General features: G+C 70.2%; 10 protein-coding genes and 2 tRNA genes. 7 read left to right on the plus strand and 5 right to left on the minus strand.

All coding sequences use genetic code 11. The features are described from left to right. Nucleotides 1-38: 38 nt before the first annotated feature. Together AB0B98_RS28105 and fxsT are read left to right on the plus strand one after the other, a co-directional pair. Nucleotides 39-1,001, plus strand: coding sequence for a trypsin-like peptidase domain-containing protein (locus AB0B98_RS28105; protein ID WP_357366519.1), 963 nt, complete (start codon nt 39-41; stop codon nt 999-1,001). Then, nucleotides 998-4,198: an FxSxx-COOH system tetratricopeptide repeat protein gene (gene fxsT / locus AB0B98_RS28110; protein ID WP_357366520.1), complete on the plus strand. Its 3,201-nt coding sequence runs from the start codon at nt 998-1,000 to the stop codon at nt 4,196-4,198. Before AB0B98_RS28105 ends, fxsT begins: the two co-directional genes overlap by 4 nt. Before the next feature lie 41 nt (nt 4,199-4,239). Here fxsT and AB0B98_RS28115 read toward each other — a convergent pair whose 3' ends face one another. From AB0B98_RS28115 to AB0B98_RS28130, 4 genes are all read right to left on the minus strand, one after another. After that, nucleotides 4,240-5,340 carry an HEXXH motif-containing putative peptide modification protein gene (locus tag AB0B98_RS28115; RefSeq protein ID WP_357366521.1) on the minus strand — a complete coding sequence of 367 codons (1,101 nt, stop codon included), beginning with the start codon at nt 5,338-5,340 and terminating at the stop codon, nt 4,240-4,242. Nucleotides 5,341-5,426: 86 nt separating this feature from the next. Further along, entirely contained in the window at nt 5,427-5,621 is a 195-nt protein-coding gene (locus AB0B98_RS28120) for a hypothetical protein (protein WP_238669031.1), read from the minus strand. A gap of 144 nt (nt 5,622-5,765) precedes the next feature. Next, nucleotides 5,766-7,916 (minus strand): M14 family zinc carboxypeptidase, encoded by a 2,151-nt coding sequence (locus AB0B98_RS28125; RefSeq protein ID WP_357366523.1) that lies wholly within the window; start codon nt 7,914-7,916, stop codon nt 5,766-5,768. A 128-nt stretch (nt 7,917-8,044) separates the two neighbouring features. Next, nucleotides 8,045-8,437: a hypothetical protein gene (locus AB0B98_RS28130; protein ID WP_357366524.1), complete on the minus strand. Its 393-nt coding sequence runs from the start codon at nt 8,435-8,437 to the stop codon at nt 8,045-8,047. A gap of 218 nt (nt 8,438-8,655) precedes the next feature. Here AB0B98_RS28130 and AB0B98_RS28135 point away from each other — a divergent pair, with 218 nt between their 5' ends. Beyond that, complete coding sequence (locus AB0B98_RS28135; protein WP_357366526.1) at nt 8,656-9,096, plus strand: hypothetical protein; 441 nt, start codon at nt 8,656-8,658, stop codon at nt 9,094-9,096. Between the two features lie 85 nt (nt 9,097-9,181). On the opposite strand, the gene AB0B98_RS28140 is transcribed toward AB0B98_RS28135, so the two are convergent. After that, a tRNA-Gly gene (locus AB0B98_RS28140) sits at nt 9,182-9,255 on the minus strand. A gap of 245 nt (nt 9,256-9,500) precedes the next feature. On the opposite strand from AB0B98_RS28140, the gene AB0B98_RS28145 reads away from it, so the two are divergent. The 4 genes from AB0B98_RS28145 to AB0B98_RS28160 all read left to right on the plus strand — a co-directional run bounded on the left by AB0B98_RS28145 (nt 9,501) and on the right by AB0B98_RS28160 (nt 12,598). Further along, nucleotides 9,501-9,574: transfer RNA gene (locus AB0B98_RS28145), tRNA-Pro, on the plus strand. Nucleotides 9,575-9,712: 138 nt separating this feature from the next. After that, on the plus strand, nt 9,713-11,104 hold the full coding sequence (gene tig, locus AB0B98_RS28150) for a trigger factor (RefSeq protein ID WP_357366528.1): 1,392 nt from the start codon (nt 9,713-9,715) through the stop codon (nt 11,102-11,104). Next, nucleotides 11,095-12,099 carry a hydrogenase formation protein HypD gene (hypD, locus tag AB0B98_RS28155; protein ID WP_357366545.1) on the plus strand — a complete coding sequence of 335 codons (1,005 nt, stop codon included), beginning with the start codon at nt 11,095-11,097 and terminating at the stop codon, nt 12,097-12,099. Before tig ends, hypD begins: the two co-directional genes overlap by 10 nt. Continuing rightward, on the plus strand, nt 12,092-12,598 hold the full coding sequence (locus AB0B98_RS28160) for an AIR synthase related protein (protein ID WP_357366530.1): 507 nt from the start codon (nt 12,092-12,094) through the stop codon (nt 12,596-12,598). Before hypD ends, AB0B98_RS28160 begins: the two co-directional genes overlap by 8 nt. Nucleotides 12,599-12,654 lie beyond the last annotated feature (56 nt).

Genomic DNA, 12,654 nt, shown 5'->3' on the forward strand with positions numbered 1-12,654 from the left:
CCGCCGGCCGTCCTGGCCGAGTGGTTGGCGGGGCACGAATGACCGGCACCCGGTCGCTCGCCGGCCGGGTGCGGATACTCGGTGGCCACTCCTCGTCGGTCGTCGGCGCGGGCATCCAGTTGACCAGTGACCTGGTGCTGACCTGCTGGCATGTGGTCGATGACGGCACCGGGGCCGGCCCGCCCGGGGTGCTCGTCGACACACCGAGTCACCCCGGCACCCGGGTCGCCGCAGAGGTGACCTGGTCCCGGGGTGTCGGCCCGGCCGGCGACGGCGACCTGGCGGTCCTGCGCTGCGCCACACCGCTGCCGTCCGCCCCCGCCACCCTGGCCGATCGTGGCGACGACGAGTTCGACGTGCGGATCGTGGGTTTTCCGGCCAACACCCCGGCGTCCGTCATGGTGCTGGCGCGGGCCGTCGGCCCGGTCGACGCCGGCACCGGATGGCGGCAACTCGACCGAATTTCCCCTGCCACGGCCGGAATCGACAGGGGGTTCAGCGGTTCCGGGGTGTACGCGCCGGATGGCGCCGTGGTGGGCATGGTGCTGGCCCGCGCGAGCGTCGGCCAGCAGTTGGTCGGCTGGATGTTGCCAGTCGGGCAGTGGCGTGCCCTGCTGCCGTCCGGCCTGTTGCCGCCTGCCCTGCTGCCGTCCGGCCCGTTGGCGGCCGTCGCCCGGGCGACGCCCCGGACGCTCTCATTCGCGCAGAAGATGGCGCTGGCCCGACTGTTGGAGGAAATCCCGGTACTCCGGCACCCCGACAGCCGTCAATTGGTCATTCAGTCGCTGCCACCACACATCGGTCGGATGGTGAACCCATTCGGGCCATTGGGTCTAGACATGTTCGGCCTGATTCGGACGGGCTTAGAATACGAGGACGGGATCGCTGCTCTCTATCGCGTCCTGCTGTTGACGGAAGGGCCGACGAGTAGGCCACTGCGGGCCTTCCGTGACCTTGCCGAGAGCCTCGGTCTGCTGACGGGTACGGAGGACAATCGGTGACGACGCCCCGGATGCCGAGCGCCCAGGTGCAAGCCATCTGTGACGCGCTGCTCTCGATGAGTTCGATCAATGACGGGAGCACCCGTTCGCTCTACCTCGACGAGGTCGAGGGGGAGCTGCGCAAGCGACTGTCGGTGCCCCGGCACTCCGAGGTCCGGTACGACGTCTACCGCATCGTGCGCACCTGCGCCCAGGAGCCCCGGGGTATGGCGACGCTGTTGCAGGTCATCGCCAACTTCCACCCGGGTGCCAGCGCGGTCACCTCCGCCCAGCAGATCTATTTCTCCTGGCTCCTCGCGCAGTTGCTCACCGACGTCCCGCCCGAGGTGTTGACCGGGGCCGTCGAGGCAGTCGCGGATCATCAGCTGTCACCGGAGGACATGCCCGGCCTGGTGGAGGCCGTCGGCTGGCAACCGGTGGGTGACTGGCGGGTCCCGGCCGCCGTGGCGCTGGCGGTCCTGGTCCTCACCGGCCTCGAGTCGGGCAGCAAGCCGCTTGAGCAGTGGTTGCGGGACGCGGCGGCGGCCCTGCGGCTCACCACCGCCGATCTCGACGAATCGCGCATGGCTGCGAAGGCGCACTGGACGTCGCTACGATCCCCGCACCAGGCGGCACCGGCCGAGACCGGTGGAGAGGAACCTGATTCCGACATGCGCAGGACGATCATCATCGAGGAGACGACGCCCCAGCGATCCCGAACTCTCATCCGGGGCGGTGTCCCACCGCGCAACCTGTACTTCACCGGCCGGGAGAAGCAGCTCGTCGCGCTCGACGAGCTGCTGTCGTCACAGCACCGGGCCTCGGTGCTGCCGGAAGCGGCGCTGCGCGGTGTCGGTGGGGTCGGCAAGACCCAGCTCGCTGTCGAGTTCGCCTACCGGTACGCGGACCGTTACCAGCTGATCTGGTGGATGGCCGCCGAGGATCTCAGTGCGCTGCGTAGCTCGATCGCGGCCCTCGGCGAGCGGCTCGGCCTGGCCGCGAGCGCCAGCCTGGAGCAGACCGTGCGGACGGTCCTCGACTCGCTGTCGACGAGTTCGCTCAGTTGGCTGCTGGTCTACGACAACGCCGACGACCCGCACGAGCTGGCTCCACTCATGCCCTCGTCGAACCTCGTCGGCGAACGCGGCCACGTCCTCGTCACATCACGCAACATGGCCTGGTCGGCGAGCGCCCTGACCCTGGACGTCGACGTGTTCACCCGAGCCGAGAGTGTGGAACTGCTGCTCAAGCGGCGTCCCGCGACCAGCGCTGAGGAGGCCCGTCGGCTCGCCGCGGAGCTCGGCGACCTGCCACTCGCCCTGGAGCAGGCAGTCAGTTGGCTGCTCACCATGCTGTCGTCGGTCGACGAATACCTCGTCGACCTCAAGGAACACGCCCGGGAGCTGCTGGGTGAGGGGCAACCCCGGCAGTACCGGGGCACCGTGTTGACGGTGGTGTCGATGGCACTCGCCGCGATACGCGAGCAGAACCCTGCCGCCGCGCAGCTGATCCAGCTACTCGCCTTCCTCAGCCCCGACCCGGTCCCGATGCGCCTGCTCTGGGAGGGGCGCCGCGCCGGGTTGGACGAACCGCTGCGCACCAGCCTCCAGGAGCGCAACGACATAGCCCGGGCCATCCGGCAACTGGCGTCGCTCGGGCTCGCGAAGGCGGACAATGCCAGCCGGCACGTACAGGTGCACCGACTGGTCCAGGCGGTCATCCGGGAAGGGCTCGCCGAGCAGGGCGACGACGGCCCACTGACGAATGCCCGCCGGCTGCTCGCCGCCGCCAACCCGGGCTTCCCCGACGACCGGAGCACCTGGCCCCGCCATGCCGACATCGCGCCACACGTCCGTGTCGCCGGTCTGATCCACGGTGACATCGACGCCCGCCGGACGGCGATGGACCAGCTGCGCTACATCTACAACCTGGGTGACTTCGAAGGCTGTCGGGACTTCGCGGAGGAGATCCTGGCCGCCTGGGACCAGCCCGGTCCAGACGGCCAGCGCAGCGGCGATCCGCTGACCCTGCTGGCGATGCGCCGGTACGCGGACGCCCTGCGGTTGCTCGCCGACCCGCGTGCGGCCGCGTTCGGCCTCGAAGCGCTGGAGCGGATGCGGACGAGCCTCGGTGAGGAGCACGAGTACACCCTGGGCGCGGCGAACAGCGTCGGCGCGGACCTGCGGCGGCTCGGCGACTTCGCGGCTGCCGCCGACCTGGACCGGCGCAACCTCGACGTGCACCGCCGCGTGCTCGGCGACGGGCATCCGAGCACGCTGCGGGTGATGAACTCGATGGCGATCAACCTTCGCCTGATCGGTGACTTCGAAGGGGCGTACGACCTCAACCTCGAAGTGGCGCGGCACGCCGGTGCGGCCGTGGAGGACGGCACCTATTCACTGGTGCTGGCCCAGGAGGCCCAGGCGCGCGACCTCTACCTCCTGGGCCGGTACGCCGACGCGCTGGAACTGCTGGACAGCTCCCTGCCGGTGCAGCGGTCGCTGCTGGGCGCCGAGCACCTCACAGTGCTGCGGGCCACCTGCATCCACATCGCCTGCCTGCGCAAGACCGGGCAGCTCGACGCCGCAGTGACCGAGGGCGCGGCCAACTACCGGTTGGTGACCCGCCGCTTCGGCACCGATCATGTGCTGGCCGCGGAGGCGGGCATGACCTGCGCCAACGCCATGCGCGCAGCGGGCGACGCGACTCAGGCGTACGCCCTGGCCGCTCAGGGGCACACCACCTTCCGAGCCGTCTTCGGGGAGCGGCATCCGGTCACGCTCTGCGCTGCGGTCAACCTCGGGGTGATCCTGCGGGCGCGCAACTTCGACCGTGAGGCGCGGGAGTTGGGTGCGGCCACGTTGCAGGCGATGGGCGAGGCGTTGCCGCCCACCCATCCGTACCTGCTGAGCGCGCGCTCCGCGCAGGCGATCAACCTGGTCCGGTCACACCGGCTGGAGCAGGCGCAGGTGCTCTCCGAGGCGATCCTCGAGGACTCGCGTCGCCTGCGTGGGCCGGGGCATCCGTACACGCTCTACTGTGCGGTCAACGCGTCGGTCGATCTGATCGAGGTCGGCGAGGAGGCTCGGGGCCGCGAGCTGCTCGACGAGGCCGCCGCGGCGCTGGAGGCGTTGTTCGGGCCGGACCACCCGGAGGTGGACGCCGCGCGGGGTCAGCGGCGCATCGAGTGCGACATCGAGACCGTCGGGCTGACCTGACGCCTCGTCCACCGGAGAGACGGCCGTACCGAGCCCTGGGCTCAACCGCTGGGGATCGTTTGTCGGCGGGTGCGCTCGGCCTCCGCCACCTCGCGCCGCCCGGCGGCGTCGGCGGACGCCGGGACCGGCACGGCGGCCAACTGGCCGATCCGTTCGGCCAGGCGATCTGCCCAGAGCCGCCCGGCCGAGGTGAGACTTGCGGCCCGGGCGAGCTCGACCAGGGCGCGCTCCAACTGCGCCCGTACCACAGCGAACCGCGCGGTGGCCTGGGCCGCGAGTTCCGGATGGGCGCGCAGCGCGGCCCACACCTCGGCGACGGCGGTGAACGCGTAGGTGCCGTGCAGCAGCCCGCCGATCGGACGCGGGTCAGGACGCCAGGGTGCGAAGTACCGCGCCGGGTCTGCGGGTTCGTGCAACTGGACCAGGCCGAGGACTGCGTTGAGTTTGCTGTGTTGCAGCTCGTGCACCATCGTCACGGCCAGATCCACCGGGTCGAGGTTGGCGTCGGCGGCCAACGCTCCGAAGGCGTCGGCGTGCGTGACACTGTGCCCGCGTTCGGTGCCGTCGGCCAACGGCACGAAGGTGCTGATGCCGGCGGCCACCTCGGCGGCGTGCGTTGGGGCGTACCCGACGAGCAGGTGCCAGGCGTGCCCGACGGACCGTTCCAGCTCGGCGGCCTGCGGTGCGGAGAGCCGGGCGGCGACCGGTAGTCCGAAGCAGTCGCGGTAGGGGTCCAGGTCGTCGACGCGGAGGTCGAGGGTGACCGACTGGTCGGTGAAGCGCCACCAGCGGGTGGGCGTCCACTGGCGCCCGGTCAGGTCGGCCGGCGTCACAGTTGTGCTGCCGCCGCCGCAGCGCAGCACCCCGAGGCCCGGCACGGGCACCAGGCCCGCACGGGGCGTGACCGGCACCGCCGCGTCCGATCGACCACTGAGGGCGGCCGCCGCGAGCGCCGCGAACGAGAGGTAGTCGGGTCGGCCGGTGTCGCCGTGCCGGACCCGATCGATCGCCCAGACGGCCAGCCACGGATGATCGAGCAGCACGTCAGCGGCGGCCGGGTCGACGCGGTGGGCGTGGCCGAGCAGATGCGCCGACGCCGCCAAGGCGTCGTCGGTGTCGGCGAGGCTCTTGAGGACGAGCATCGTGCGGTTGCGTTGCGCCCGCCGCAGAGCGCGGATGGCAGCCGGGCCAGCCCGGCCGTCGGCCAGGCGGGTGAACTCCGAGTGGGTCAGCTGGAGTCGACGCCGGGGTCGAGGAAGCTGTTCCAGCCGGCCAGCGTCGTCTGCCGGGGACTCTTCAGTGTCGCGACCAGTTCCTCGATCCATCGGGCCAGTTCCGGATCCTCGTCGCGTAGCAGGTGGCTCAGACCCTGCGTCAACACGTCGACCACAACGAGGTGATCAGGTGCGGGTTGCTCAGTCATCGATGTCCCGGGTTGGCGCAGGCTTGTTGACATGAAAACACGTCAACGTCTGTGATCACCATCGGCTTACCGTCCGTCACCGAGGGTCGCTTCAGGGGCCGTACCGCCGCCGGCTGCTGCCGGCGGCGGTACGGGACCCGCGGGTCAGCCGGCGGCCGCCTCGGCGGCGGCGTAGTCGCGGGCCACCCGGACCATTTCCACCAGCCCGCCGGCGTACTCCTGGGATTCGCCGTGCGCCTCGTCGAACGGCGGCTGGAAGCCGACGCCCTCCCACTGGTTGGTTTCCGGGTTCCACAGGTCGTTGCCGACCTCGAAGTCCCAGGCGAAGATGCCCAGCTCGTAGTAGAGCTGGTCGGCCGAGTTGCCGGCGGCGGAGTAGAGCACGTCGGCGACCGGTCCGGTCTGCGACGGCCAGGTGACGGTGCCGCGCTCCTGGGCGATGGCGCCGACGATCCGCCGGGCGCTGTTGAGGAACAGCGTCGACTCGTCGATCGACGGTCGGGGCAGGGTGACCCTGCCGTCGGCCCGGTACGCCCCCGGCGGCCACATGAAGTACCCGCCGTAGGAGTGCACGTTCATCGCGAACTTGATGTTCGGGTGGGCCTGGGCGAGCGCGATCACGTTGCCGCTCTCCGCCTCGGACAGCTCCGCCGTGCCGGCGAAGTTGCCGGACAGGCAGTTGGCGCTGGCGCCCACGTAGCCGTCGAAGTACGACCCGACTGTGTAGTTGCGGTTGATGTCGACGCCCCACGAGGTGCGGTTCTTCGGGTCGCGGGCCGCCCCGGTGCAGTGGTTGACGAGATTCTTGCGCTGGAAGTTGAAGTCGTTGAACGAGTAGTTCGCGCCGTCCGGGTTGACCGTCGGGATGACGAAGATGTCGACCTGCTCCAGCAGCTCACGGGTGGCCGGGTCGGTGCGGGCGTTGGCCAGCATCCGCTCGGCGAACTCCAGCGTCACCAGCGGGGTGGCCCACTCCCGGGCGTGTTCCTGGGAGTACGCGAGCACCCCGACCCGGGAGCCGTCCCGGTGTACGCCGAGGCGAAGGGCCTGCACCGTCCACGGCCGCGCCGGCACCTCGGTGCCCTGAAGGCCGTCGTCGAGCCGGGTGGGGCCGGCGACGGGCATCGGCAGCCCGGCCGAGCCGTCCTCGACGGTGGCCCGGAACCGGTCCGGTTGGCGGGCGTTGATCGCCGCCGCGACCTCGTCGGTGGTGCTCACCGTCTTGCCCGCCGTGTCGGTGGCCAGCGACACGGTGAGGACGCGGTCGCGGTAGCCGACGGTCAGTGGCCGGTTCGCCCGACCCGGGTCGACAGTCCGCACCTGTACGCCGTTCATGTTCTGGTCGCCGAAGCGGACCGACTCGACCACCACGGCGGCGACCGTCGGGTCGCCCAGGTAGCCGGCGGCGTTGCGTCGGTACCCCTGGGTCTTGTTCGGCAGGTCGATCACGTCCACCAGGTCCCGGTACTGGCGGGCCAGCCGCTTGATCCGCGCCTGGATGTCGATCGGCGTCAGGTACGCGTCGATGAAGTCCTTCTGGTAGCCGGCCGGCAGCGGCGGCGGGGAGGCGTTCGGCCAGAGCGTTGGCGTGATCACCCGGCTGACCCCGCCGAGGCTGGAGGTCGCGGTCAACTGAACCGGCCGGCTCGGCACCGGCTGTGGAAGGTTGTAGTGGTACTGGTACTCGCCCGAGTCCTCGAATCGGTACAGCGGGAAGGAGCCGGTGACGCCGTCCGCCGTCCGCCAAATGACGGTGATCTCCACGTCCGGGTCGTCGGTGGCGGTGGTGGCCACCTGGGCCTGCAGGAAGGTCTGCCCGTTGGTGGTCCACCAGTACGCCTGCTGCACCTGGAGGGTGTCCACGGCAGCGGCGGCGGCGGTGGACCGCTGGCCTGTGGCCGGCACGCGCAGCCCGGCGGCGGTGCGGGCCTGGGCCGCGCGGACGCTGTCGGCGTAGTGCCGGTTGCCGTCCCCGGCGCGCTGCACGATCTGCACGGCCGTCGCGCCCTGCGCTGTCAGTTCATCGAGCTGCGCGCCGCTGAGCACCAGGTCGGCGATGATCCGGCCGTCCCGTGCCCGGGGCCGGTTGGCCAGGTCAGCGCCGGTGGCCACGAGCCGGTCCAGCTGGGCCTGATCGCGGAGCTGGACTCGGACCACTGCGGTTTCGGTGGCGCTCAGGGTGATCGGGGCTGCCGGATCGGCGGGTGCCGCCGCGCCGGAGGCGGGATGGGACAACACTGCGCTGAACAGGATCACTGTGGTGGCTGCAGCTGTCCACCGTCGTCGGACGATCATGTGCCCTCCTGTGACGGACGTCGATGTGCTTGGTCCTTACATCAGTGCACAGATCGACAACTGTCAAGATGATCGGGGGCGGCGCGCCGACGGCATGAGTCTCGTGGCGCGTAGGCGGCACGTCTTCCTCAGCGGCGCGCCGTGAGGGGCACCAGCACGAGGACGGCGATGCCCAGCATGGCTGCGCCGACAGCCCACCACCAGAAGAATCCCGAGAAGGCCGAGGCGACCAGGAGCCCCACGCCGAGACCGGCCAGCAGGCCGAGTGCGAACAGGGTCCGTGGCGGCAGGGCGAGGTGCGGCAGGCGTCGTATCACCAGCACCTCCAACCAGGTGCCGCCCGCCGTCAGCAGCGCCGCACCGATTCCGTCCACTGCGGACAGCCCGTGCCCCTCGCTGATGGGCACGAGAACCCTGCCCTCGTCACCGGCCGGGACGAAGAGGACCAGCACACCGACGACGATGAGCAGAGCGGCGGTGGCGACCTGCCTGCGTGGGGCGTCCGCACCAACGGATGACATCGCTACAGTCTCGGCCGTCCGCCACCGTCTGCACAGGAGCCGTATCGGCGAACATCGAACGTCTGGCGCCCGGGCCGGTGGGCCGTCAGCGTGGGTTGTCAGCCGCGCGCAGAGTCGAAGCTCTATCCTGCTCACTCCCGAACCGCAGGGCCAAACGCGAGGGCCCGCCTTGAATCCATCTCTGGTCGAAGAGGCATGGCAGGAAGGACAGCACGACGATGGCACAGCACGTCGGCAACCCACGCGCACCGCAGATCTGGAGAGTCTCACCGCTCGGTCGATTCGGCGTACTCGCTCTGGTCCCTCTGGTCGGCCTGTTGTCGTGGCTGGTTCTCGGCTCCGTGCTCGCGAGCGCTCTCGCCATCGTCGGCGCGCTGCTGAGTTGGTGGAGGTTCGCCTGGTCTCCGGCCGTGATCCTCACGGACACCGAGGTGATCGTGCGGAACCCCAACGTCTCCCACCGCGTCGCTCTGCACGACGTGGCGATGGTGGATGCGGGTTACGGCGGCATGACCATCACGACGTCGAAGAACCAGCGTGTGGTCGCCTGGGCGGTCCAGAAGTCCAACCTCGCCAAGTGGACCGGCAGACACACCCGCGCCGACGAGGTCGTGGCGTCGATCATCCAAGCGACTCGGCGCTATGCCGAAACGTCCTAGAGGGCAGCCGATCCCGCTCGGCGCGATGACGAGATGGGAAAGGCCCAGGTGCCGCGATCATGCGGTCTACCTGGGCCTTCGTGCGTGGAGCGGGCGACGAGAATCGAACTCGCGTAGTCAGTTTGGAAGACTGAAGCTCTACCATTGAGCTACGCCCGCGTGCATCCCGCCGAAGCAGGACGCGCCCCCTAGCGTACCCAATGTCGGTGCCCGACGCGTAACCGCGTCGCCGCCGCGCGAGGCCGGGTCGTCGGCGGGCCCGCCGGCACGGCGACCAAGATCCACCCGGCGGATCTTGGCGGCGAGCGGGTGGGGTGGAATGGTAATTTTCGGGTGATGTGTCCGGGTGGGGGATGCCCCGGCACCTACTGAGGCGTGGCGACGGCATAGACTGCACGTCGCCACGGGGTGTGGCGCAGCTTGGTAGCGCACTCGCTTTGGGAGCGAGGGGCCGTGGGTTCAAATCCCGCCACCCCGACTGTCGTCCGCGGCCGGGCCGCCCCGGGTGCCGCCCAGTGCGGCTCCCGGGCGATGCCGGAGCGTCAGGCCGGCTCGCCTACACTCGATGGGCTGAATCACGCCCAGACTCAACTGAGATCCGTCAAGGAGTACGCCTGTGAAGAGCACCGTCGAGACTCTGAGCCCGACGCGCGTGCGGCTCGCCATCGAGGTGCCGTTCGTCGAGCTCGAGCCGAGCCTCAAGAAGGCGTACCGGGAGATCGGTTCGCAGGTCCAGGTTCCGGGCTTCCGCCGGGGCAAGGTGCCGACCGCGGTGATCGACCAGCGGGTGGGCCGGGGCACCGTCCTCAACGAGGCGGTCCAGGAGGCCATCCCGGAGAACATCCTCGCCGCCGTGCGCGAGCACGACCTGAAGACGCTGGGGCGCCCGGAGGTCGAGATCACCGAGTTCAACGACGGTGACTCGCTGAACTTCACGGCCGAGGTCGACGTCCGCCCGGAGATCACCATCCCGGACGCGAGCACCATCGAGGTGACCGTCGACGAGCTGCAGATCGACGAGAGCGAGATCGACGAGCAGGTGAAGAACCTGCGGGAGCGTTTCGCGACCCTCAAGACCGTCGAGCGGGCCGCCGCCGAGGGCGACTACGTCCAGATCGACCTGAACGCCACCGTCGACGGCGAGGACGTGCCGGGCGGCCAGGCGAGCAACATCTCCCACGAGGTGGGCAGCAAGCAGCTCCTGCCGGGCCTGGACGAGGCAGTGGTCGGCCTCGCCGCCGGCGACGACACCACCTTCACCACCCAGCTGGTCGGCGGCGACTTCGCCGGTCGGGACGCTGACGTGGCGGTGACCGTGCGCACGGTCAAGGAGAAGGAGCTGCCGGAGCTGAACGACGAGTTCGCCCAGATGGCGAGCGAGTTTGACACGATCGAGGAGCTGCGCGGCGACCTGCGGTCCCGGGTCACCCAGGGCAAGCAGGTCGAGCAGATCTACGCCGCTCGGGACAAGGCCCTGGCCCAGCTCGTCGAGGCCGCCGACATCCCGGCCCCGGAGGGTGTTGTCCGCGAGGAGGTCGAGAGCCGCAAGCAGGCGATGGTCGACCAGCTGGAGCGGATCGGCGCCTCGATGGAGGAGTACCTCGCGGCAGAGGACAAGACCGAGGAGCAGATCGACGCCGAGCTGACCGAGGCGGCGACCGAGGGCGTCAAGGTCCAGCTCCTGCTGGACACGCTGGCCGACGCGGAGGACGTGCAGGTCTCCGACGACGAGTTCGGGCACGAGATCGTGCACCGGGCGCAGCGTGCCGGGATGGCCCCGCAGCAGTACTACGACCAGCTGGTGCGCTCCGGCGCGGCCGCCGCTGTCTTCGGCGACGTGCGGCGGGGCAAGGCGCTCGCGGCCGTCATGGAGAAGATCACGATCAAGGACTCGGCCGGCAACGGGATCACCCTCGACGCCCTGCGCGCCGCCAACGAGGCGGAGCACAACCACGACCACTCATCCGCCACGGCATCGACCAGCTGCTCCCCGACGGGATCCGGCTGATCCACGGCCCCGGCTGCCCGGTCTGTGTCACCCCGCTGGAGATCATCGACAAGGCCCTGGAGATCGCCTCCCGCCCCGATGTGATCTTCTGCTCGTTCGGTGACATGCTCCGCGTCCCGGGCAGCGGCCGTGACCTGTTCCAGGTGAAGAGCGAAGGCGCGGACGTACGGGTGGTCTACTCACCGCTGGACGCCCTGCGCATCGCCCAGGAGAACCCGGAGAAACAGGTCGTCTTCTTCGGCATCGGCTTCGAGACCACCGCCCCGCCCAACGCGATGACGGTCTACCAGGCCAAGAAGCTCGCCATCCCCAACTTCAGCCTGCTGGTCTCCCACGTCCGGGTGCCCCCGGCGATCGACGCGATCATGAACTCGCCCGACTGCCAGGTGCAGGCGTTCCTCGCCGCCGGACACGTCTGTACGGTGATGGGCACCCGGGAGTACCCGGCCCTGGCCGACCGGCACAACGTCCCCATCGTGGTCACCGGCTTCGAGCCGCTCGACATCCTCGAAGGCATCCGGCGCGCCGTACGGCAGTTGGAGAACGGTGAGCACACCGTCGAGAACGCCTATCCGCGTGCCGTCAACGAGCAGGGCTCCCCGGCCGCCCAGGCGATGCTGGCCGATGTCTTCGAGGTCACCGACCGCTCCTGGCGCGGCATCGGGATGATCCCCCAGAGCGGCTGGCGGCTGTCGCCCACGTACCGGGAGTACGACGCCGAGCACCGGTTCTCCGTCACCGGCATCGAGACCGAGGAGTCGACGGTCTGCCGCAGCGGCGAAGTCCTCCAGGGGCTCATCAAGCCGCACGAGTGCGCCGCGTTCGGCAAGGAGTGCACCCCGCGCAACCCGCTGGGCGCCACGATGGTCTCCAGCGAGGGCGCGTGCGCCGCGTACTACCTGTACCGGCGGCTCGAAGCCCCGGCGGCGAAGGCTCCCGCGGCGAACGCCCAGGCCGCGAACGCCCCGGCCAAGGAGGCGAGTTCCGTTGGCTGACACCGCACCCGCCACTTCCTCCTCTACTCCCTCCGCCGCCTCCACCGCTCCGGAGGCCCCGGACTTCTCCGGCTGGACCTGCCCCGCCCCCCTGCGCGACCACGAACGGATCGTCATGGGCCACGGCGGCGGCGGAACGCTCTCCGCCGAGCTGGTGGAACACCTCTTCGCCCCCGCCTTCGGCAGCGACGTCCTCGCGGAGCTGGGCGACTCCGCCCACCTGACGATGGGCGGCGCCCAGCTCGCCTTCTCCACCGACTCCTTCGTCGTCCGGCCGCTCTTCTTCCCCGGCGGTTCCATCGGGGACCTCGCCGTCAACGGGACCGTCAACGACCTGGCCATGGTGGGCGCCGTCCCCGCCTATCTCTCCTGCGGCTTCATCCTGGAGGAGGGCATCGAACTCTCCGTCGTCGGCCGGGTCGCCCAGGCGCTCGGTGACGCCGCCCGCACCGCCGGGGTGACCGTCGCGACCGGTGACACCAAGGTGGTGCGCCGCTGATCCGCTGACCCGTGACGAACTGGGTCAGGTCGATGATGTGCGCACCGATGTCACCG

This window comes from Micromonospora sp. NPDC048947 (assembly GCF_040649495.1).
GTDB classification, from domain to species: domain Bacteria; phylum Actinomycetota; class Actinomycetes; order Mycobacteriales; family Micromonosporaceae; genus Micromonospora; species Micromonospora alfalfae.